This is a genomic window from Saccharothrix coeruleofusca, from assembly GCF_017876325.1.
Classification (GTDB): domain Bacteria; phylum Actinomycetota; class Actinomycetes; order Mycobacteriales; family Pseudonocardiaceae; genus Actinosynnema; species Actinosynnema coeruleofuscum.
In genome coordinates this window covers 4459330-4481178 of record NZ_JAGINV010000001.1, presented here as the reverse complement: position 1 = coordinate 4481178, position 21849 = coordinate 4459330, and the positions used below count along the sequence as shown (strand labels likewise).

The following is a 21849-nucleotide window of genomic DNA, read 5'->3' as shown; positions in this document are numbered from 1 at the left end:
GTGCCGCTGAAGAGGTGCTGTTGAAGCGGTGCGGGACGGTCGCCGCCGTCCCGCACCGCGGTCCTCACGCCAGCGGGGGCGTGAACAGCTCCGGCACCTTGGCCGCCGCCGCCGAGTCCAGCAGCCACAGCGTCCGCCGCTGGCCGGTGGCACCCGCCGCGGGCAGCTGCACCTCGCCCGCGCCGGTCAGCGCCATGGACACCGCCGCCGCCTTGGCCGCGCCCGTGGTCATCAGCCACACCTCGCGGGAGCGGCGGATCGCGGGCAGGGTCAGGCTGACCCTGGTGGGCGGCGGCTTGGGGCAGTTGCGCACCGCCACGACGCTGCGCTCGGCCTCGTAGACGGCGGGCGAGGACGGGAAGACCGACGCCACGTGGCCCTCCTCGCCCACCCCCAGCAGGCACACGTCGAAGGTCGGCACCGAGCCGTGGTCCTCCGGGCGCGCCGCGGCGGCCAGCTCGTCGGCGTAGGCGTCCGCCGCGGCCTCCGGGTCGTCGCCGAAGGGGCCGTCGGAGGGGGCCATCACGTGCACCCGCGCCGGGTCGACCGGCACGTGGTCGAGCAGGGCTCGCCGCGCCTGGGTCTCGTTGCGCTCGGCGTGCCCGGAGGGCAGGAAGCGCTCGTCGCCCCAGTACAGGTCCACCCGGCCCCAGTCGACCGCGTCCCGCGCGGGCGTGGCGCGCAGGTGCTCCAGCACGGCGATGCCGGTGCGCCCGCCGGTCAGCACCAGCGACGCCGAGCCGCGCGCGGCCTGCGCGTCCACCAGCCTGGTCACCAGCCGGGCCGCCGCGGCGGCGGCCAGCAGGTCGCCGTCGCGGTGCACCACCACTTCCGGACGGCTCACGAACCCGCCTTCGCCCTGGCCGCCTGCTTGGCCGCCTTCACCGGCTTGGCCGAAGCCTTCACCGCGGCTTTCGCCGGGGCCTTGTCAGCGGTCTTCTCCGCGGCCTTGTCCGCCGCCTTCTCCGGCTCGGCGGCCTCGGCGGGCGCGGTGCCGTTGGTGGCGGGCTTGGCGGGCTTGGCCGCGACCTTCGTGGAAGTCCGGCCGCGCGAGACCTTGCCGAGCGCCTTCAGCGAGGTCTCGTACACCTCGTCCGGGTCCAGCCTGCGCAGCTCCTCGGCCAGGCAGTCGCGGACCTCGCGGCGCTGCAGCGCCACCCGCCGCTCCGGCTGGCCGGGCTGGGTCAGGGTGCCCACCCTGCCGTCGGGCCGCACCAGCTCCACCGCGCCGGAGCGCCGCTCCAGCTTCACGTCCACGATGCCCTCGCCGTGGGTGGCCTTGAGCCGCTTCACCGGCGCCCGCAGGTACGCGGCCAGCCACGCCGCCAGCAGGTCGGTCGACGGCGAGTCCGCCTCGCCGCTGACCTCCGCCTCGGTGACCTTCTCGTACGGCGGCAGGTCCAGCGCCGAGGCCAGCATGGCCCGCCACAGCGTCAACCGGGTCCACGCCAGGTCCGTGTCGCCCGGCGTGTAGCCCGCCCGGCGCTGCTCCAGCGCCTTGATCGGGTTCTTCTCCGCCGCCGCGTCGGTGATCCGGCGCTGCGCGAGCATCCCGATCGGGTCCTTCGCGGGCACCGCGGGCGCGTCGTTGGGCCACCACGCCACCACCGGGGTGTCCGGCAGCAGCAGCGGCACCACGCAGCTGGCGCCTTCGTTGGCCAGCTCCCCGTACAGCCGCAGCACGATGACCTCGGAGGCGCCCGCGTCGCCGCCGACGCGGATCTGCGCGTCGAGCCGGGCCGCCGCCTTGCGCGCGCCGCGCGCCACCACGATCACCCGGCACGGGTGCTCGCGGCTGGCGTCGTTGGCCGCGTCCACGGCCTCCTCGGTCTTGGCGCCGTCGTCGGTCACGATGACCAGCGTCAGCACCCGGCCCAGGGTGACCGCGCCACCCTCCTCGCGCAGCTGCACGAGCTTGCTGTTGACCTGCGACGTGGTGGTCGAGGGCAGGTCGATGATCACGGACGCCTCCAGTGCCTGCCGGTCCTGGCCATCATCGCCTCGGCCGAGGCCGGTCCCCAGGTTCCTGCCTTGTACTTCTCCGGCGCGCCGTGGCTCGCCCAGTGCTTGATGACGGGGTCGAGGATCTCCCAGGACAGCTCGACCTCGTCGTTCTTCGGGAACAGCGACGGCTCGCCCAGCAGCACGTCCAGCAGCAGCCGCTCGTAGGCCTCGGGGGAGGACTCGGTGAACGCGTGGCCGTAGCCGAAGTCCATCGTGACGTCCCGGACCTCCATGGAGTTGCCCGGCACCTTCGAGCCGAACCGCATGGTCACGCCCTCGTCCGGCTGTACCCGCACCACCAGGGCGTTCTGCCCCAGCTCCTCGGTGGCGGTGTCGTCGAAGGGCAGGTGCGGCGCGCGCTTGAACACCACGGCCACCTCGGTGACGCGGCGGCCCAGGCGCTTGCCGGTGCGCAGGTAGAACGGCACGCCCGCCCAGCGCCGGGTGTTGACCTCGGCGGTGATCGCCGCGTAGGTCTCGGTGGTGGAGTCCTTGGCGAAGCCGCCCTCCTCCAGCAGACCGGGCACCTTCTGCCCGCCCTGCCAGCCACCGGTGTACTGGCCGCGCGAGGTGGTCTCATCGAACGGCCCGATCAGCCGGGTCGCCGAGAGCACCTTGACCTTCTCCGCCCGCAGGTCGCTGGGGCGGAAGGAGACCGGCTCCTCCATCGCGGTCAGCGCCAGCAGCTGCAGCAGGTGGTTCTGGATCACGTCGCGGGCCGCGCCGATGCCGTCGTAGTAGCCCGCGCGCCCGCCGAGGCCGATGTCCTCGGCCATGGTGATCTGCACGTGGTCGACGTAGTTGGCGTTCCAGATGGGCTCGTAGAGCTGGTTGGCGAAGCGCAGCGCCAGGATGTTCTGCACCGTCTCCTTGCCGAGGTAGTGGTCGATGCGGAACACCGACTCCTCGGGGAAGACGTCGTTGACGATCTTGTTCAGCTGCTTGGCGCTGGTCAGGTCGTGGCCGAACGGCTTCTCGATGACCACCCGCCGCCACTGGCCGGGGTGCGTGCCCGGCGCCTTGGCCAGGCCCGAGCGGCTGAGCTGGTTGACCACCGTGGTGAACGCGCTGGGCGGCACCGACAGGTAGAACGCGTGGTTGCCGCCGGTGCCGCGCTCCTCGTCCAGCTGCCGCACCGTCTCGGCCAGCGAGTCGAACGCGGCGTCGTCGTCGAAGGTGCCCTGCACGAAGCGGATGCCCTCGGCCAGCTGCTCCCAGACCGCCTGCCGGAACGGGGTGCGCGCGTGCTGCTTGACCGCGTCGTGCACGACCTCCATGAAGTCCTGGTCGGCCCAGTCCCGCCGGGCGAACCCGACCAGGCCGAAGCCCGGCGGCAGCAGGCCGCGGTTGGCCAGGTCGTAGATGGCGGGCATGAGCTTCTTGCGCGACAGGTCACCGGTCACGCCGAAGATCACCAGGCCGCAGGGCCCCGCGATGCGGGGCAGCCGCTTGTCCCTGGCGTCGCGCAGGGGATTGCGCTTGGTGGGCGCGGTCACGAACCGTCCTCCTGAATGGCTTCGACGAGCTGGGCGAGCCCGGCGACGCGGTCGGTGAGGTGCAGCCGCAGCACCGGGCGCCCGCGCTCGGCGAGCACCTGGCCGTCGCCCAGCGCCTGGGCCAGCTGCAGGGTGGCGAGGTCGTAGGGCCGTCCCGGCACCTCCAGCCGCGTCGGCGACGCGCCGGTGATCTGCAGGAACACCCCGTTCTGGTGACCGCCCTTGTGGTACTGGCCGGTCGAGTGCAGGAACCGGGGGCCCCAGCCGAACGTGGTCTGCCGGTGCGCGCGACGGGCCACCTCGGCGCGCAGCAGCGCGAACGAGGCGTCGTCGAGCCGGTCGAGGTAGGCCTGCACGGACACGTAGCCGTGCTCCGGCGCCGCCGCGAACAGCGCCTGGAGCGCCTCGGCCGCGGTGCGCACGCCGCCGGGCAGCCAGTCGCCGCCCACGTGGACCTCGATCGTGCCGTCGGTGAACGCGGGCTCGACCGGCTCGGCCGCGGGCGCGTCCAGCAGCGAGCGCGCCGCCTTCTTGGCCGCCTCGACGTCGGGCTGGTCGAACGGGTTGATGCCAAGGCCGCGGCCCGCCAGCGCGGTCGCGGTCTCCCAGAGCAGGAACTGCGCGCCCAGCGAGCCCTCGACGGCGATCGAGGACGAGCCGGTCGCCGGGCCGATGGCCACGGTCGTGGCGTCCGAGCCCGCGTCGACGAAGCCCGCCGCGCCCGGCCCCTCCACCACCACCGGCAGCAGGCCGGTGCCGTCCTTGCCGGTGGACTCGGCGATCAGCTGCTCGGCCCAGTCGCCGAGCCCCTTGATGCCCGAGCCGGTGTCGGCGAGGACGACCTTCTCCGCGCCGTGCGCGTGCGCGACGACGAGGTTGGCCGCCAGCAGCACCGCCGGGTTGTCCACCGAGTCGGCGGCCAGCAGCGGCGCCGCCTGCGCGGCCTCGTCCAGCAGCTTCGCGACGTCCGCGCCCGCCAGGCCCGAGGGCACCAGCCCGAACGCGGTCAGCGCGGAGTAGCGGCCGCCCACGTGCGGGTCGGCCAGGAACACCTTGCGGTACCCGGCCTCCTTGGCCGCCGCCTCCAGCGGCGAGCCGGGGTCGGTCACCACGACGATCCGCGAAGCGGCGTCCACGCCCGCGTCGGCGAACGCCTTCTCGAAGATGCGCCGGTGGCTGTCGGTCTCGACGGTCCCGCCGGACTTCGACGACACCACCAGCACGGTCCGCGCCAGGTCGCCCGCCAGCGCCTCGGCCACCTGGCCGGGGTCGGTGGTGTCCAGCACCACCAGCGGCACGCCCGCGGTGGCGGTGATCACCTCGGGCGCGAGCGAGGAACCGCCCATGCCCGCGAGCACCACCCGGTCGACGCCCTCGGCGAGCAGCTCGGCGCGCAGCGCCGCGATTTCCTCCACCAGCGGGCGCGACGACTCGTGCAGCGTCGTCCAGGACAGCCGGATGGCCGCCTCGGACTCGGCGGCCGGACCCCACAGCGTGGGGTCCTGGGCCGCGAGCCTGCTGGGCACCGACTCCTGGAGCAGCTCGGCCACCACGGTGTCGAGCTGCTCCTGGTTCGGCGTGCGGACGATCTCCGCGGAGATCACCTCGGTCATGTCAGCCCTTCGCCTGGTCCAGCTGGCCGGTCACGGTCTCCAGCAGCTCCGCCCACGACTTCTCGAACTTCTCCACGCCCTCGGTCTCCAGCGTGACGAAGACGTCGTCGACGTCGATGCCCAGCGCGGCGAGCCGGTCGAAGACCTCCTGCGCCTGCGCGGCCCGGCCGGTCACCGTGTCACCGGTGATCGCACCGTGGTCGGCGACGGCGTGCAAGGTCTTCTCGGGCATCGTGTTGACCACGCCCGCCACGACCAGCTGGTCCACGTACTGGGTGTCGGAGTAGTTCGGGTCCTTCACGCCGGTGGAGGCCCACAGCGGCCGCTGCGCGCGGGCGCCGTCGGCGGCCAGCGCCTCCCAGCGCGGACCGGCGAAGGTCTCCTCGTAGGCGGCGTAGGCCAGCAGGGCGTTGGCGATGGCGGCCTTGCCGCGCAGCTCGGCGGCGGCCGGGTCGTCGATCTTGTCCAGCCGCTTGTCGACCTCGGTGTCCACCCTGGACACGAAGAACGACGCCACCGAGTGGATGCCGCGCAGGTCGTGGCCGTTGGCCTTGGCCTGCTCCAGGCCGGTGATGAACGCCTCCATCACGTCGCGGTAGCGCTCGACGGAGAAGATCAGCGTCACGTTGACGCTGACGCCCTCGGCCAGCGTGCGGGTGATCGCGGGCAGGCCCTCGACGGTGGCCGGGATCTTCACCATCAGGTTCGGCCGGTCCACCGCCTTCCACAGGTCCAGCGCCTCGGCCGCGGTGCGCTCGGTGTCGTTGGCCAGCCGCGGGTCCACCTCGATGGACACCCGGCCGTCCACGCCGTCGGTGGACTCGTAGATGTCGCGGAACAGGTCGCAGGCGTTGCGCACGTCCGTGGTGGTGATCTCGCGGACCGCCGCCTCGGTGTCGGCGCCGCGCGCGGCCAGCGCGCGCACCTGCTCGTCGTAGGACTCGCCGTTCGACAGCGCCGAGGCGAAGATGGTCGGGTTGGTGGTCACGCCGACGACGTGCTTGGTGGCGATGAGCTCGCCCAGGTTGCCCGAGGTGAGCCGCTCGCGCGACAGGTCGTCCAGCCAGATCGACACACCGGCTTCGCTCAGCGCGGCCAGCGGGTTCGCAGTCATGTCTTCTCTCCTGCAGCTGTAGGGGTCAGCGGGTCCTGGCCAGCGACCGTCGGGCGGCGGCGACGACGTTCTCGGTGGTGAAGCCGAACTCCCGGAACAGCGTCTGGTAGTCGGCGGACGCGCCGAAGTGCTCGATGGAGACGATCTCGCCCGCGTCGCCCGCGAAGCGGTACCACGGCTGGGCGATGCCCGCCTCGACCACCACGCGCGCCTTCACCGACGAGGGCAGGACCCGCTCGCGGTAGTCCTCGTCCTGGGCGTCGAAGAACTCGACGCAGGGCATGGACACCACACGCGTGGCAACGCCGTCGGCCTCCAGAACCTTCCGCGCCTCGACCGCCATCTGCAGCTCCGAGCCGGTGGCGACGATGATCAGCTCCGGCTCGCCGTTGGCGGCGTCGTGCAGCACGTAGCCGCCCTTGGCCACGCCCTCGGCGGCCTTCTCCCTGGTGCCCTCCAGCACGGGCAGGTTCTGCCTGGTCAGCGCCAGGCCGGAGGGGGCCGTCGGGTCCTCGATCACGGCCCGCCAGGCGGCCGCGGTCTCGTTGGCGTCACCGGGGCGCAGCACGCGCAGGCCGGGGATGGCGCGCAGCGCGGCCAGGTGCTCGATCGGCTGGTGGGTCGGGCCGTCCTCGCCAAGGCCGATGGAGTCGTGCGTCCACACGTAGGTGACCGCGGACTTCATCAGCGCGGCCAGCCGGACCGCCGGGCGCATGTAGTCGCTGAACACCAGGAAGGTGCCGCCGTAGGGGCGGGTCGGGCCGTGCAGCGCGATGCCGTTGAGGATCGAGCCCATCGCGTGCTCGCGGACGCCGAAGTGCAGCGTGCGGCCGTACGGGTTGGCGTTCCACTCCTTGGTGGAGGTCTCCGCCGGGCCGAACGAGTCCGCGCCCTTCATCGTGGTGTTGTTGGACTCGGCCAGGTCGGCCGAGCCGCCCCACAGCTCCGGCAGCACCGGCGCCAGCGCGTTGAGCACCTCGCCGCTGGCCTTGCGGGTGGCCACGCCCTTGGCGTCGGGCTCCCACGACGGCAGCGCGTCCGCCCAGCCCTCGGGCAGGTCGCGGCCGATCAGCCGGTCCAGCAGCGCCTTGCGCTCCGGGTTGGCCTGCGCCCAGGCGTCGAAGGACTTCTGCCACTCGGCCTTGGCCTGCTCGCCGCGCTTGACCACCGCGCGGGTGTGCTCCAGCACCTCGTCGGAGACCTCGAAGGTCTGCTCCGGGTCGAACCCGAGGAGCTTCTTGACCTCGCGGATCTCGTCCTCGCCCAGCGCGGCGCCGTGCGCCTTGCCGGTGTTCATCTTGTTCGGCGCCGGGTAGCCGATGATCGTGCGCAGCAGGATGAACGAGGGGCGCTCGGTCTCGGCCTTGGCGGCCTCCAGCGCGGCCAGGATGCCCGAGACGTTCTCGCCGCTCTCGACGACCTGCACGTGCCAGCCGTAGGACTCGTAGCGCTTGGCCGTGTCCTCGGTCAGCGCGATGGTGGTGTCGTCCTCGATGGAGATCTTGTTGTCGTCGTAGATGACGGTGAGGTTGCCCAGCTTCTGGTGGCCCGCCAGGGACGAGGCCTCCGAGGTCACGCCCTCCTCGATGTCGCCGTCCGAGGCGATGACGAAGATGTGGTGGTCGAACGGGCTCTGGCCGACCGGGGTGTCCGGGTCGAACAGGCCGCGCTCGCGGCGCGCGCCCATCGCCATGCCGACCGCGGAGGCCAGGCCCTGGCCCAGCGGGCCGGTGGTGATCTCCACGCCGGGGGTGTGCCGGTGCTCGGGGTGGCCGGGGGTCTTGGAGCCCCAGGTGCGCAGCGCCTTGAGGTCGTCCAGCTCCAGCCCGTAGCCCGCCAGGAACAGCTGGATGTACAGCGTCAGGCTGGAGTGGCCCGCGGACAGCACGAACCGGTCGCGGCCGATCCAGTCGGGGTCGGCGGGGTCGTGCCGCATGACGCGCTGGAACAGGGTGTAGGCCAGCGGGGCCAGGCTCATGGCGGTGCCGGGGTGGCCGTTGCCCACCTTCTGCACCGCGTCCGCGGCCAGCACGCGGACGGTGTCGACCGCGCGCTTGTCGAGCTCGGTCCAGTCGTCTGGCAGGGTGGCCTCGGTCAGCCGGGTGATGTCATCGGTGACGGACACGGACTTCCAGCTCCAGTCTCAGCGTAGGCGGCGGACGCCCTCGGGTGCTTCTCAATCGATCCCGTCAGGCCCGATCCGCGATTTCCCTCATCCGCCGGCCAGCCTAGTCCGCTGATCCGGCGCTCGTGCCCCGAGCACGCCGGAAGATCTCTGTGGGTGTACGCACAAGGTGCGCGACCGCCCTTCCCGGCTCTTCAGGGCGTACCCGTGCGAGCCGGGTTCCCAACACGCGGTTACGATTTGCCCATCCCCGACCTGCTGAGGAGCGCGACGCCATGAGTGCTGCCCCCGAGGCTCCGGCGCGGTCGCCCCGACAGGTCGTCGGCGCGTACGTGGCGCTGACCAAGCCGAGGGTGATCGAGCTGCTGCTGATCACCACCATCCCGGCGATGCTGCTGGCCGCCCGCGGCCTGCCGCCGCTGTGGCTGATCGCCTGCACCCTGGCGGGCGGCACGCTGGCCGCGGGCAGCGCCAACGCGCTGAACTGCTACGTCGACGCCGACATCGACGCGGTGATGAAGCGCACGGGGGCCCGGCCGCTGGCGCAGAACGCCATCCCGCCGCGCAACGCGCTGATCTTCGGCGTGGTGCTGGGGGTGGTGTCGTTCGGGTTCCTGTGGATCACCACGAACCTGATGTCCGCGGTGTTCGCGGTGCTCACCATCCTGTTCTACATCTTCGTCTACACCCTGGTGCTCAAGCGCCGGACGTCGCAGAACATCATCTGGGGCGGCATGGCGGGCTGCATGCCGGTGATCATCGGCTGGTCCGCGGTGACCGGCACGGTGGGCTGGCCCGCGCTGGCGATGTTCGGGGTGATCTTCTTCTGGACCCCGCCGCACACCTGGGCGCTGGCGATGAAGTTCAAGGAGGACTACGCCCGCGCGGGCGTGCCGATGCTGCCCGTGGTGGCCACGGCGCAGCAGGTGACCAGGCAGATCGTCATCTACTCGTGGATCACGGTGCTGTGCACGCTGCTGCTGGCGCCCGTGGCGGGCTGGATCTACCTGGCGGTCGCGGTGGCGTCGGGGGTGTGGTTCGCGGTGTTCGCGCACCGGCTGCACGGGGTCGTGCGGCGCGGCGGCTCGACGAACACGATGAAGTTCTTCCACATGTCGAACCTGTACCTGATGCTGGTGTTCTGCGGCCTCGCGGTGGACGCCGTCATCGGCCTGCCCGCACTCGGCTGGCCCTTCTGAGGTCCGGCACCCCGGCCCGGCGCGGGATCACCGCGCGCGGTGGGCGCCCGGCGTGTGGCCGAAAGCGCGGCGGAAGACGTCGATGAACGCGCTGGTGGACGACCAGCCGCAGGCGTGCGCCACGGTGGTCACCGGCGCGTCCTCCGCCAGCAGGACCAGGGCGTGGTGGAGTCGCAGCTGGGTGCGCCACTGCGGGAAGGTCATGCCGAGGTCGGCCTTGAAGAGCCGGGTCAGGGTGCGCTCGCTCGCGCCGACCCGCGCGCCGAGGGCGGCCAGGGTGCGGTTGTCGGCGGGGTCGGCGCGCAGCAGCGCGCACAGCGCCCGCAGCCGGGGGTCGGTGGGGCTGGGCAGGTGCACGGGTTGCTGCGGTGAGGCGCGGAGCTGGTCGAGCAGGACGGCGCGCAGCCTGCGCCGCTCCGGAACGTCTTCGCGCGGCGGACGGGTGTAGGCGAGGATCAGCTCGCGCAGCAGCGGTCCGACGGCCAGCACGCCCGGCTCGGCCCACCCCAGCGGGTTGTCGGTCGCGGGCAGGCCCACCAGGTGGAGTTCGAGCTCCCCGTGCGCCCGGTGGGCGTGCGCGGTCCCGGCGGGCACCCAGATGGCGCGGGTGGCCGGGGCGACCCAGGTTCCCCGGTCGGTCGTGATGGCCAGCACGCCCCTGGCCGCGTACGCGATCTGGTGGTCGTCGTGGCGGTGCGCGTCGATGCCCGCCCCGGAGGCCAGCGGCTGGACCCGCGTCGGCGCGGTCGACACGTGGCGGACTTGCGGCATCGAATGGCACTTTATCGGAAGCGCGACAGCCCGTCCGGTGGCGAGCATGGCGGGGTGTCGCGGAAGAAGTCGATCATCCTGCTGTCCGTCGGGCATGCCTGCGTGGACGTCTACCAGGGCTCGGTGGCCGCGCTGGTGCCGTTCTTCGTCGCCGAGCGCGCTTACGGCTACGCCGCGGCGTCGGGCGTCGTGCTCGCGGCGTCGCTGCTGTCCTCGGTGGCGCAGCCGCTGTTCGGCGCGCTGACCGACCGGTGGGCCATGCCGTGGCTGCTGCCCGTGAGCACGGTCCTCGGCGGCCTCGGCGTCGCACTCAGCGGCGTCAGCGGCTCCTACCCGCTGACGCTGCTCTTCGTGGCGGTGTCCGGGCTCGGCGTCGCCGCCTACCACCCGGAGGCCGCCCGCGCCGCCCGGATCGCGGCAGGCGGCAGTCACACCGCGATGGGCTGGTTCTCCCTCGGGGGCAACATCGGGTTCGCCGCCGCGCCCGTCGTGGTCGCCGCCGTCGTGACCGCGGGCGGGCTGCGGCTGTCCCCGCTGCTCATCGTCCCGGCCCTGGTCGGCAGCGTGCTGTGCCTGCCGGTCCTGCGAGCGCTCACCGGACGGGCCCGCACCGGCGCCACCACCGCGAGCCCGCCTGGCGCCGACGACCGGGCCTCCTTCGGCAAGCTGTCCCTGGTCGTGGTGTTCCGGTCGATCGCGTTCACCGGCCTGAGCACCTTCATCGCGCTGCACGCCCAGCAGCGAACCGGCGGCGGCCCCGCGACGGGCGCCGCCGCGCTGCTCCTGCTCTACCTCGGCGGGGCCGCGGGCACCGTGCTGGGCAGCAGGCTGGCCGACCGGTGGGACCGCGTCACCGTGGTCCGCTGGTCCTACCTGGCCGCCACCGGCGGGGTCGCGGGGGTGGTGTTCGTCCCGGGACCTGCCCTCCACCTGTTCGTCGCGCTGACCTCCGCCTGCCTCTACCTCCCGTTCGCCCTGCAGATCACGCTCGCCCAGGACTACCTGCCCACCCGCGTGGGCACCGCGAGCGGCGTCACCCTCGGCCTGACCGTCAGCGTCGGCGGCCTGGCCAGCCCGCTGATCGGTGCCCTGGCCGACCGCACGTCCCTGCAGGCGGCCCTCGCCCCGCTGGTCGTCCTGCCCGTCATGGGCTGGCTCGCGGCCCGCACGCTGCCCGAACCACTCGCCCCGGTCCGCTCGGAACCCGCCGGGGAGCGCTCCTGAGGCGGCCTACAGGTCCGCGGCCGCGCGGGAGTCCAGTTCCCGGCGCAGCCTGCTGAGGGCGCGGTGCTGCGCCACCCGCACCGCGCCCGGTGTCGAGCCCACCGCGGCGGCGGCCTCCTCGGCGGACAGCCCGACCACCACCCGCAGCACCAGCACCTCGCGCTGCTTGTCCGGCAGCACCTTGAGCAGCTGCGCCATCCGCTCGGACAGCTCGCCCCGCACCGCCAGCGCCTCCGGGCCCGCCTCCACCGACGGCGAGTCCGGCACGTCCTCCACCGGCTCGGCGCGGTTGCGGGCCGCGGCGCGGTGGGCGTCGGCCACCTTGTGCGCGGCGATGCCGTAGACGAACGCCAGGAACGGCCTGCCCTGGTCGCGGTAACCGGGCAGCGCCTTGAGCACGGCCAGGCAGACCTCCTGGGCCACGTCGTCCGCGGTCGTCGAGGACCAGCCCACGCGGGCGCGGCAGTACCGCACGACCGCCGGGCGCACGGTGGTCAGCAGTCGATCCACCGCACGGCGGTCACCCGCCACGGCGCCTTCGACGTCGGTCTTCGACACACGGGGAACCGCCCGCCCCGCTGCCGGGGTTAACGATCCCTCGCCGTGCAGTTCCATCGCGGAACACCCCCACGCGTCACGCCGCCCGAGCGCGGCATCACCCTCTTGTGGGAGGGGGACGGCCGGGCGAGTTAGCTCTTACGGAGGTTCCGGAGAAATTTTTCCCGCTCCACCACGACCACGCGGACGGGCTACGAGACGGCCGAGAGCAGCTCCGCCACGCTCGGGTCGTCCAGCGACTCGACGATGCACTGCCACAGCTCCAGGTTCGCCGTGGCCCACCGCGAGTACAGCGCCGCCGCCTCCGGGTCGTAGAAGTAGTAGCCCTCGTCGTGCTTGTCCCGCTGCTCGCCGACGATCTTGTGCGCCAGCTCGCGCAGGGTGATGCCGTTCTCCTCCAGGTACTTGGGCGCGAGCACGACCGGTGTCACCGGCAGCGCCTTGAACAGGGTGTCCGCGTCGGACAGCGCCTGCGCCGCCGGGGAGATGTCGCGGTGGCGCGTGCGCATCTCCGCCTCCTCCACCACCGCGTCCACGCGGGCGGCGTCCTCCGGGCGCACGCCGGAGCGCGCCAGGACGGACAGCCGCAGCTCGCGCCCGTCCACGGGCAGCGAGTTGCGGCGGACCATGTAGTTGACGTCGTGGACCAGGGCGGCCACCTCGACCAGCGCCGGGTCCGCGCCGTTGCGGCGGGCGAAGTGCACCGCCTTGTCGCGCACGAAGCTGACGTGGTGCCAGCCGTGGAACTGCAGCCGCGCCGCCAGGTCGCGGCACAGCGCGCGCACCTCCCGCTCCACCCGCTCGATCGACGCGGCGCCGATCCCGGCGCCGCCTGCCTGCACAACGTTGAACGTCCCCATCGGACCCCTCCCGTGCCGGGTGGGCCGATGGTAGGCGGGGGCGGGGACCGTCAGAGCTGCTTCGCGAGCTCCCCGAGCCGGGACTCCACCGGCACGTGCCGGTGGCTGACGCGGGTGTCCGGGTCGTAGGACAGGCTCCACGGGCTGACCGCGCGCGACTTGACCAGGAAGGTCATCGTGCCGTCCGCCGCGTGCGGGATGCGGTGGAACTGGTGGGCCAGCATGGTGCCCCACTCGCCCGCGCGGCACCGGCCGCCGCGCAGCAGGGACGTCGACAGCACGGCCGTGCCGTCCGGGGCCAGCCGCGCGGTGAACCGCTCGTGCACGTAGCCGCCGGACAGGATGACCGTGCAGAAGTGGTAGCGGTGGTTGTGCACGGAGTCCGCGTAACCCCGCCGCCAGTCGCGCTGCGGCTTGTACTCGTGCAACCAGAACGTGAAGGGTTCGGCGGGTTCGTCGCGCAGGCACCACGCGAAGTGGGTGGTCGTCTCCCGCGACCGCGCGGCCACGCGCGCCTCCTCCCGCGGTGACAGCGAGCGCAGGTGCGCGCGCAGCCGTTCCCGCAGACCGGGCCTGCACGCCCAGTCGCGGAAACCGTCCTCCACGTGGTTCCACCGGTCGACGGCAGGGGGGTCGGCCACGGAGATGAGCGTGGCGAGCTCCGCGAGGGCGGAGCACCCGGTGATCTCGGTCAGCACTGCTTATCAGCTCCCCAACTGGGCGGTGGCGGAGAATTCTCGGCGAAACTGGTGGAACTTCTCCTCGAGTGACCGGAATCCGCGCTCCGACAGGGGGGAGCCGGTGATCTTCTCGAAGAGGGCGAGGAAGTCGGTTCTCGTGGTGGCAGGCGTCACGGTGATGTGCAAACCTGCCTTGGAATTGCTGATGCGGAGGAACTCCGCGCGTTCCATCCCGTAGAGGAACGAGCCTTCGGAGAACCTCAGCGTGCGCGGGTAGGGCCGCACCACGCCCGCGCTGACGTTGCTGTAGAGGGTCAGCCAGGCGCTGTCGTCGAACAGTTCGAGCCGGTCCAGCGGCGGGTCGGACACGATCGTCACGTCGATGCGCGAGCAGCGGCCGCGGGCCAGGAACAGCCCCACCAACCCGATCGAGATCTGCTCGCGCAGCCGGGCGCAGATCGAGTCGTAGTCGCCCTCGGCGCCCTCGTGGCGCAGCAGGTAGCGGGCCCGGCCGGTGATGGCGTTGTCGTCCCTGGGGTCGGCCAGCACCGCGCGCAGCTCGCACTCCGACCGGGCCAGCAGCAGCCTGGACGCGGCGTAGCGGCCGGAGAACCCCCGGAAGCAGTACAGCCGGGTGCGGTCGAGGTCCTGCATCATGAGGTGGTTGAACGCCGGGTCGGGTTTCGCCGTCGGCTCGAACACGTGGCTGGGGAAGAACTCGCGGTCCAGCGCGCGGTACTCCTCGGTGAGCTCGCGCAGCGCCTTGCGGCTCTCCTGCACCACCGGGGTGATCAGCGCCCGCTGCGCCGCCGAGCTGGTGACCAGGGTCTGCGTGAACCCCACGACCGCGGAGACCAGCGTGCCGGTGCCGAGGGAGACCAGGAAGTTGCGGCCGGGGCCAGCGTCCATTGTGCTCGAAATGGTCGTGCTGATCCCCGATGCCACCACCAGGATCAGCAGGAGCAGACCGGTTCTGGTCCAGAACAATTCCTGTATCAAGTTGCTGCGGATGCCCCTGGGCTCCGCTGACACGACATCACCTCCACGGGTCGCTGATACCCGAATGGACGAGCGCCCTTCGGGGGCGATCACGTGCGGAGTTACTGTACGCGCGGCCGCAGATTGGCGGAAGCGGTAATTCGAGGCACATTTACAACCCATTTCGGAGATCGACAGCAGCGCACCGTGATCGGTGTTGCGCTGCCCGGTGGGCCTGGTGGCGAGTCGGCGGGGGCTGCCCCATAAGCTCGGCAACCATGCGTACTGTCGGCCGCACGGCCCTGGTTCTCGTGTCCCTGCTGTCCGCCGGCCTGTCGTTGACCGGGTGCACCCCGAGCGACCGGCCGTCCACCCAATCCGACGTCGCCTCCGAGGTGCCCAACCCGGAGGCCTCCGCACCCACCACCGCGGCATCGGTGACCAGGCCCAGCGGCCCGCCCTGCCAGCCCGACCAGTTCGAGGTCTCCGGCGCGGCTGGCGAGCGGCCGAGGATCACCGTGCCCACCGACTGCGCGCCGCAGGACGGCCTGGTCGTCAAGGACCTGACCCCCGGCACCGGCGCCGAGGTCAAGGCGGGCTCGACCGCGACCGTGCAGTACGAGCTGGTGACCTTCAGCAACGGCGAGGTGCGCGACTCGTCCTGGGAGCGCGGCCAGCCCTACGCGGTCAAGGACGTCGGCAACGCCTCGGTCATCGAGGGCTGGAACCAGGGCCTGATCGGCCTGAAGGAGGGCGGCAGGCGGCTGCTGGTCGTGCCGTCGGAGCTGGGCTACGGCAGCGGCGGCAACGGCATCGCCGCGGGCGAGACCCTGGTGTTCGTGATCGACGCGGTCAAGGTCGAGGGCTGACCGGACGGGTGGGCCCCCGGCGCGCGCCGGGGGCCCACCCGCGTCACGGCACGAGCAGCAGCTTGCCGGTGGTGCGGCGACCCTCCAGGTCCTCGTGCGCCCGGCGCGCCTCGGCCAGCGGGTAGCGCCCGCCGATCCGCACCCGCAGCGCGCCCGAGCGCACCGCCTCGAACAGCTCGCCCGCCCGCCACTCCAGCTCCTCGCGGGTGGCGGTGTACCAGGTCAGGCTGGGCCTGGTCAGGTACACCGCGCCCGCCTGGTTGAGCCGCTGCGGGTCCACCGGCGGCACCGGGCCGCTGGCCGCGCCGTAGAGCGCCAGCACGCCGCGCGGCTTGAGGCTGGCCAGGCTGCCGTCGAAGGTGGTCCGGCCCACGCCGTCGTACACCGCCGCCACGCCCGCGCCGTCGGTGAGCTGCCGGGTCCGCGCGGCGAAGTCCTCCCGGTCGTACCGGATCACCTCGTCCGCGCCCGCCTCGCGCGCCAGCGCCTCCTTGGCCTCGGTGGACACCGTGCCGATCACCCGCGCGCCCCTGGCCTTGGCCAGCTGCACCAGCAGCAGGCCCATGCCGCCCGCCGCGGCGTGCACCAGCACGGTGTCGCCGTCCCGCACCGGGTAGGTGGACGCGACCAGGTAGTGCGCGGTCATGCCCTGGAGCAGCAGCGCCGCCGCGGTCTCGTCCGCCACCCCCTCGGGCACCGGCACGGCCACCGCGGCGGGCACCACCGCCTGCTCGGCGTAGCTGCCCGGCGCCGAGGCCCAGGCCACCCGGTCGCCCTCGGCGAAGCCGGTCACCTCCGGGCCGACACCCACCACCCGGCCCGCGCCCTCCAGGCCCAGCCCGAAGGGCAGCGGCATCGGGTAGAGCCCGGACCGGTGGTAGGTGTCGATGTAGTTGACGCCCGCCGCGGCCACCTCGACCAGCAACTGGCCCGCTCCCGGAGACTTGGCCTCGACCTCGGTGTGCTCCAGCGCCTCCGGGCCGCCGGTCGCGCGCACCACCACTGCCTTGGGCATCTGCTGTCCTCCCGCTGGGTGAAGATCGGTCGTCAACGGCAACCTTCCCGCACCCGGTCCTGTTCCGGTGCTCAGCCCCCGAGAGCGACCCGGCGGGCCAGCCCCAGCGGCAGCGCCCCGGACCCGGCGATGGTGTCGTGGAACTCCCGCAGCGATCCGCGACCCGCGGCCTGGTGCTCGGCGCGGATGCGCTCGATCTCCAGCGCGCCGGTCAGGTACGACGGGGCCTGGGTGGGCCACGCGCAGTACCGGGTGACCTCGCCCGCGGCCGTGCCGGGGGTCAGCGAGGTCCTGGTGCTCATGAACTCCTCCGCCTCGGCCACCTCCATGTCGCCGCAGTGCAGCGCGGTGTCCACGACCATCCGGGCGGCCCGGAACAGCCGCGCCTCCACGTGCGCCAGCTCCTGCGCCCGGTCGGTGAAGTAGCCGTGCTCGCGCAGCAGCTTCTCCGCGTACAGCGCCCAGCCCTCGGAGAAGTACGGGGTGCGGAACACCTTGCGCACCGGCCGGTCCTGCGCGGCCAGCCAGGACAGGTGCCAGTGGTGGCCGGGGTAGGCCTCGTGCACCGCGATGGTGGCCAGCTGCGAGCGGGCGTTGGTGCGCAACCGCTGGGTGACCTGCTCGTCGGTGAACCCCTCCGGCGGGAAGGGCACGAAGAAGTGCCCCAGCCGGGCGTCGGTCAGCGGCGGCGGGGACATGTAGGAGGCCACCGACAGCACCGGGCGCTGGAAGGTCGGGGAGGGCACCACCCGGCACTGCTCGCCCTCGGCCAGCGTCACCAGCCCGTGCTCCACCAGGAACGCCCGTGCCCTGAGCGTCTCCGCCTCGTACTCCGCGCGCATCGCCTCGGGCGTGGGCGGGTGGTCGTCCTGCAGGCCGGCCATCACCGCGTGCCAGTCGTCGGCGCCCGCCAGGGCGCGCATCTCCGCCTCCAGCTCGGCGTAGGCCGCCTTGCCCCGCTCGTGCAGCTCGGCGGCCCCGTAGCCGAGCAGCTCCTGCTCGCGCAGCAGGGTCGAGTACAGCGCCTCGCCCATCCGCCAGTCGCCGCGCGCCCGCCCGGCGAACTCCTCCAGGAACGCGGCCAGCTCGTCGAACGCCCGCGCGGCGGGCTCGGCGGCCTCGGCCACCCTGGCCCGCAGGGCGGGGTCGGCCACCTCGGCGGGCAGCGTGGCGGTCAGGAACGCGCGGCCGGTCCTGGCCTGCGCGGCGGCCCGCTCGACGATCTTGGGCGCGGCCAGCTCCGGGTCGAGGTTGGCCCGGCAGGCGGCCAGCACCGACGGCACCTCGGCCAGCCGGGCCAGCACGGTGTCGACCAGTTCGGGCTCCGGGCGCAGCCGGTGCAGGAAGGCGGTGAACAGCGGGTACAGCACGGCCGAGGTGTAGGTCGACGGGTCGCGGCGCCACGCGGGCCAGCTCGCCTTGGCGCGCGTCCCGCGCAGCACCGCGATGACGAGGTCGCGGTCCACGGCCTCCTCGGGGTCGTCGGTCTCGACCGCGGTGAAGCGGTCCAGCCACGCGCCCGCCTCCCGCTCCTGGGCGGTGAGGGCGGCGGCGCTGAAATCGCCGAGGGTGCGGTCGTGCGCCAGCGAGCCGAGCATGGCGGCGGTACCGGGGTTGCTGTCGAAGTGCCAGGTGAGGAACTCGCCGACCAGGGCGTTCGAGGTGGTGGGTGTCGTCACGGCACGGAAGTTACTCGCAGGTTCTAGGCTGGGCGCGTGGCAGAGGACAAGAAGGTGGCGCGCGCGGCCAGGACGGCGTCGGAGTTCGTGGCGGCGCACGGCAAGCCGTCGCGCGCCGTGGTGGAGAACCTGGGGCGCGCGGGCGCGCGGGTGGTGCTGGTCGGCGACGACGGGGCGATGGGCGACGTGGTGCTGCCCGACGTGGCCTCGGCGCAGGCCGTGGTGGCCGCGGTGACCGACCTCGAAGCGCACGAGTGGGACCGCGAGACCACCGCCGCGGTGCGCATCGGCCCCGCGCACCGGCGCAAGATGGCGGGCAAGTGAAGGTCCTGCTGGCCACCTGCGCGACCCTGCCCGACGGCGACGCCGACGACGCGGCGCTGGTCGACGCGCTCGGCGAGGTCGGCGTGCACGCCTCCTACGCGGTGTGGGACGCCGAGCCCGCGCAGGCCGACCGCGTGGTGCTGCGCTCGACGTGGGACTACACCGACCGGCTGGCGGAGTTCCTGGCCTGGGCCGACCGCACGCCCGGCCTGCTGAACCCGGCCGGGGTGGTGCGCTGGAACACCGACAAGACCTACCTGGTCGAGCTGGCCGCGACGGGCCTGCCGGTGGTGCCCACGACCGTGGCCGGTCCGGGGTTCGCGGACTGGCCGTCGGGCGAGTTCGTGGTCAAGCCGACCGTGGGCGCGGGCTCGCGCGGGGCGCTGCGGGTCGCGGCGGGCGACGTGGACGCCGCCGCGGCGCACCTGGCCGCGCTGGACGGGCCCGCGCTGGTGCAGCCGTACCAGGCGGCGGTGGACGAGGTCGGCGAGACCGCGCTGGTGTTCTTCGGCGGGCAGTACTCGCACGCGTTCGCCAAGGGGGCGATGCTCACCCCCGACGCCACCTACGACGAGACCGGGCTCTACATCGTGGAGCGGCTGGGCGGCGCCCAGCCCTCGGCGGCGTACCGGCGGGTGGCCGAGGACGTGCTGGACGCCGCCACCGGGGTGCTGGGCCTGTCGCGCGCGGAGCTGCTCTACGCGCGCGTGGACCTGGTCCCCGGCGCCGACGGGACGCCGCTGCTGCTGGAGCTGGAGCTGGTCGAGCCCTCGCTGGGCTTCCGCCAAGCCGACGCGGGCGCGCCCCTGCGCTTCGCCTCGTCCGTGCGAGCCGCCCTGTCCCGCTGACCCCACCCCCCACAACGTCGGCAAGTACTACCCGACGGCTGTGGTGGGGCCGGTAACTACTACCCGAGGTGCGCGAATGCGCGGTTCGGGGTGCGTGAACGCTCGGTTCGGGGTGTCGGAACGCGCGACTCGCGGGGGAGACACGCCCACACGCCCACGGCCGGGGACACCGGGCTGGGCGTGTGGGCGTTCGGGGTCAGCGCAGGCCGGAGCCGATGCCGGTCAGCGACCGCACTTCCATCTCCGCCTGCTTCACCGGGTCCGCCTGCTCCTTGGACAGCAGCGTGCCCAGCCACCCGCACAGGAACGAGAACGGGATCGACACCAGACCGGGGTTGCCCAGCGGAAACCACTGGAAGTCGACGTCGGGCAGGATCGACGAGGGCGAGCCCGACACCGCGGGGGAGAACGCGATCAGCACGATGCACGAGGCCATCCCGCCGTAGAGCGACCACAGGGTGCCGTTGGTGTTGAACCGCTTCCAGAACATCGAGTAGATGATGGTGGGCAGGTTCGCCGAGGCCGCCAGCGCGAACGCCAGCGCCACCAGGAACGCCACGTTCTGGCCGTTGGCCGCGATGCCGCCGAGGATCGACAGCAGGCCCACCACCACGGCGGTCAGCCGCGCCACCCGGACCTCCGAGCGCGGGTCGGCCTTGCCGTGCTTGATCACGTTGGCGTACACGTCGTGCGCGAACGACGCCGACGCGGTCAGCGTCAGGCCCGCCACCACCGCCAGGATGGTCGCGAACGCCACCGCGGACACCACGCCCAGCAGCACCGCGCCGCCCACCTCGAACGCCAGCAGCGGGGCGGCGGAGTTCTCGCCGCCGGGCGCCTGCGCGATCGCGTCCGAGCCCACCAGCGCCAGCGCGCCGAAGCCGATGACCAGCGTGCACAGGTAGAAGGTGGCCATCAGGCCGGTCGCCCACACCACCGAGCGCCGCGCCTCGCGCGCGTTGGGCACGGTGTAGAAGCGCATCAGCACGTGCGGCAGGCTCGCCGTGCCCAGCAGCAGGGCCAGCGCCAGCGAGATGAAGTCCAGCCGCGCCAGCGGGCTGCCGCCGTAGCGCACGCCCGGCTCCAGCACCCGCTCGCCCAGCGGGGTCTGCCTGGTCGCGGTCTCCAGGATCGCCGACAGGCTGAACCCGAACTTGCCCAGCAGGAACACCGTGATCAGGCTGACGCACATCAGGAGCAGGACGCCCTTGATGATCTGCACCCAGGTGGTGCCCTTCATGCCGCCCAGCAGCACGTAGAGCACCATGACCACGCCCACCACCGCGATGACCACGGCTTGGGCGCCCTTGGTGTGCACGTCCAGCAGCAGCGCCATCAGCGCGCCCGCGCCCGCCATCTGGGCGACCATGTAGAACAGCGAGATCACCAGGGTCACGTTCGCCGCGGCGGCGCGCACCGGGCGCTGCCGCATCCGGTAGGCCAGCACGTCGCCCAGGGTGAACCGGCCGGTGTTGCGCAGCCGCTCGGAGATGATCATCAGGCCGAGCAGCCAGGACACCACCCAGCCGATGGAGTACAGGAAGCCGTCGTAGCCGTTGACCGCGATGCTGCCGGAGATGCCCAGGAACGAGGCGGCGGACAGGAAGTCACCCGACAGGGCGATGCCGTTCTGCCTGCCGGTGAAGCTGGAGCCCGCGGCGTAGTAGTCCGACGCGGTGGCGTTGCGGCTGCCAGCCCGGTAGACCACGAACAGCGTGAGCAGCACGAAGACGCCGAAGACGACCAGGTTGACCGTGGTGTTGCCGCCCATCAGCCCCGCTCCTCGTCTTCGGCGGTGAGCGCGCGCACCGCGGTGACCTGCGGGTCCAGCCTGCGGCGGGCGTAACGGGCGTAGCCCAGCGTCAGCGCGATCGTGCTGGCGAACTGCAGCAGCCCGAGCAGCAGGCCGGTGTTGAGCACGCCCAGCACCGGGGTGGCCATGAACTCCGGGGCGTAGGCGGACAGCGCCACGTAGCCCAGGTACCAGGCCAGGAAGGCGGTGGTGGCGGGCAAAACGAAGATCGCAATGCGCTTGCGCAGCTCCCGGAAATCGTCGCTGCGCTGGATGGCGGCGAAGTCGGGATTGCCCTGCGCGTCGGTCAGCAGCGCATCCGCGGGGTCGTCGAAAGTTGCGAAGCCACGACCACCCGCGCGGGCACGCCGGGAATCAGTCGGCGGCGGCAACGCCTTCGTCATCAATCCTCCAGGGGGATTTGCGACGGGAACCGGCGGGTGCCCGGCTATCGCGGGCGACAGCGTAACCGGGCGGCGGCCGGAGTCAACGTTAGCTCCGAGGAGTGATCACCCGATCGCTGTCAGCGCAGCTCAACGTAACGAGCCGGCTGGCTAGAGGGCAGACCTGAAAATTCTTCACCGATGCAGTGGCTCGATCCGGGCCCACCCGGCGGTTCGGTCGTTGTCGTCCGACGATCCACCACCTACTATCTCGCAGCAGCATCCGCCGCCTGCCGACCAATCGTGCCGGCGTCGAT

At 72.7% G+C, this 21849-nt stretch carries 20 protein-coding genes; 5 read left to right on the top strand and 15 right to left on the bottom strand.

The genetic code is table 11. The annotated features are described in order from the left end of the window. Positions 1–64: 64 nt before the first annotated feature. Genes pgl through tkt form a run of 6 tightly spaced genes read right to left on the bottom strand, consistent with a single transcriptional unit; the run spans position 65 to position 8352 of the window. A complete protein-coding gene (gene pgl / locus JOF41_RS19710) occupies positions 65–844 on the bottom strand; it encodes a 6-phosphogluconolactonase (protein WP_209621040.1) in 780 nt (259 codons plus the stop codon). Beyond that, positions 841–1962 carry a glucose-6-phosphate dehydrogenase assembly protein OpcA gene (opcA, locus tag JOF41_RS19705; protein ID WP_189224640.1) on the bottom strand — a complete coding sequence of 374 codons (1122 nt, stop codon included), beginning with the start codon at positions 1960–1962 and terminating at the stop codon, positions 841–843. The genes pgl and opcA overlap by 4 nt, the downstream gene beginning before the upstream one ends. Beyond that, entirely contained in the window at positions 1959–3500 is a 1542-nt protein-coding gene (zwf, locus tag JOF41_RS19700; RefSeq protein WP_189224639.1) for a glucose-6-phosphate dehydrogenase, read from the bottom strand. The genes opcA and zwf overlap by 4 nt, the downstream gene beginning before the upstream one ends. Next, positions 3497–5113: a phosphoglucose isomerase-related protein gene (locus tag JOF41_RS19695; protein WP_189224638.1), complete on the bottom strand. Its 1617-nt coding sequence runs from the start codon at positions 5111–5113 to the stop codon at positions 3497–3499. Before JOF41_RS19695 ends, zwf begins: the two co-directional genes overlap by 4 nt. 1 nt (position 5114) lies before the next feature. Beyond that, complete coding sequence (gene tal / locus JOF41_RS19690) at positions 5115–6227, bottom strand: transaldolase (protein ID WP_209621037.1); 1113 nt, start codon at positions 6225–6227, stop codon at positions 5115–5117. A 25-nt stretch (positions 6228–6252) separates the two neighbouring features. Next, complete coding sequence (gene tkt / locus JOF41_RS19685) at positions 6253–8352, bottom strand: transketolase (RefSeq protein ID WP_209621034.1); 2100 nt, start codon at positions 8350–8352, stop codon at positions 6253–6255. Between the two features lie 275 nt (positions 8353–8627). On the opposite strand from tkt, the gene JOF41_RS19680 reads away from it, so the two are divergent. Further along, a complete protein-coding gene (locus tag JOF41_RS19680; RefSeq protein ID WP_189224635.1) occupies positions 8628–9551 on the top strand; it encodes a heme o synthase in 924 nt (307 codons plus the stop codon). A gap of 27 nt (positions 9552–9578) precedes the next feature. On the opposite strand, the gene JOF41_RS19675 is transcribed toward JOF41_RS19680, so the two are convergent. Continuing rightward, entirely contained in the window at positions 9579–10322 is a 744-nt protein-coding gene (locus JOF41_RS19675) for a helix-turn-helix transcriptional regulator (protein WP_189224634.1), read from the bottom strand. A 54-nt stretch (positions 10323–10376) separates the two neighbouring features. Here JOF41_RS19675 and JOF41_RS19670 point away from each other — a divergent pair, with 54 nt between their 5' ends. Beyond that, entirely contained in the window at positions 10377–11546 is a 1170-nt protein-coding gene (locus JOF41_RS19670) for an MFS transporter (protein ID WP_209621031.1), read from the top strand. Positions 11547–11552: 6 nt separating this feature from the next. Here JOF41_RS19670 and shbA read toward each other — a convergent pair whose 3' ends face one another. From shbA to JOF41_RS19650, 4 genes are all read right to left on the bottom strand, one after another. Further along, positions 11553–12104, bottom strand: a complete 552-nt coding sequence (gene shbA / locus JOF41_RS19665) for an RNA polymerase sigma factor ShbA (RefSeq protein ID WP_276530107.1) — start codon at positions 12102–12104, stop codon at positions 11553–11555. Between the two features lie 191 nt (positions 12105–12295). After that, positions 12296–12964, bottom strand: coding sequence for an HD domain-containing protein (locus tag JOF41_RS19660; protein WP_244989634.1), 669 nt, complete (start codon positions 12962–12964; stop codon positions 12296–12298). A gap of 50 nt (positions 12965–13014) precedes the next feature. Further along, positions 13015–13662: a hypothetical protein gene (locus JOF41_RS19655; RefSeq protein WP_209621029.1), complete on the bottom strand. Its 648-nt coding sequence runs from the start codon at positions 13660–13662 to the stop codon at positions 13015–13017. A gap of 6 nt (positions 13663–13668) precedes the next feature. Then, entirely contained in the window at positions 13669–14676 is a 1008-nt protein-coding gene (locus JOF41_RS19650; RefSeq protein WP_189224630.1) for a hypothetical protein, read from the bottom strand. A 224-nt stretch (positions 14677–14900) separates the two neighbouring features. Here JOF41_RS19650 and JOF41_RS19645 point away from each other — a divergent pair, with 224 nt between their 5' ends. Then, positions 14901–15491 carry an FKBP-type peptidyl-prolyl cis-trans isomerase gene (locus JOF41_RS19645; RefSeq protein WP_189224629.1) on the top strand — a complete coding sequence of 197 codons (591 nt, stop codon included), beginning with the start codon at positions 14901–14903 and terminating at the stop codon, positions 15489–15491. A gap of 43 nt (positions 15492–15534) precedes the next feature. Here JOF41_RS19645 and JOF41_RS19640 read toward each other — a convergent pair whose 3' ends face one another. Continuing rightward, positions 15535–16506: a quinone oxidoreductase family protein gene (locus JOF41_RS19640; RefSeq protein ID WP_189224628.1), complete on the bottom strand. Its 972-nt coding sequence runs from the start codon at positions 16504–16506 to the stop codon at positions 15535–15537. A 71-nt stretch (positions 16507–16577) separates the two neighbouring features. Then, positions 16578–18185: a DUF885 domain-containing protein gene (locus JOF41_RS19635; RefSeq protein ID WP_307867470.1), complete on the bottom strand. Its 1608-nt coding sequence runs from the start codon at positions 18183–18185 to the stop codon at positions 16578–16580. A gap of 36 nt (positions 18186–18221) precedes the next feature. On the opposite strand from JOF41_RS19635, the gene JOF41_RS19630 reads away from it, so the two are divergent. Continuing rightward, positions 18222–18509: a hypothetical protein gene (locus tag JOF41_RS19630; protein WP_189224627.1), complete on the top strand. Its 288-nt coding sequence runs from the start codon at positions 18222–18224 to the stop codon at positions 18507–18509. Continuing rightward, complete coding sequence (locus tag JOF41_RS19625) at positions 18506–19357, top strand: DcsG N-terminal domain-containing protein (protein ID WP_189224626.1); 852 nt, start codon at positions 18506–18508, stop codon at positions 19355–19357. The genes JOF41_RS19630 and JOF41_RS19625 overlap by 4 nt, the downstream gene beginning before the upstream one ends. Positions 19358–19553: 196 nt before the next feature. Here the strand turns inward: JOF41_RS19625 and JOF41_RS19620 are convergent, their stop codons facing one another. Next, positions 19554–21128: a monocarboxylic acid transporter gene (locus JOF41_RS19620; protein WP_189224625.1), complete on the bottom strand. Its 1575-nt coding sequence runs from the start codon at positions 21126–21128 to the stop codon at positions 19554–19556. Continuing rightward, complete coding sequence (locus tag JOF41_RS19615) at positions 21128–21553, bottom strand: DUF485 domain-containing protein (protein WP_189224624.1); 426 nt, start codon at positions 21551–21553, stop codon at positions 21128–21130. Before JOF41_RS19615 ends, JOF41_RS19620 begins: the two co-directional genes overlap by 1 nt. Positions 21554–21849: the final 296 nt, after the last annotated feature.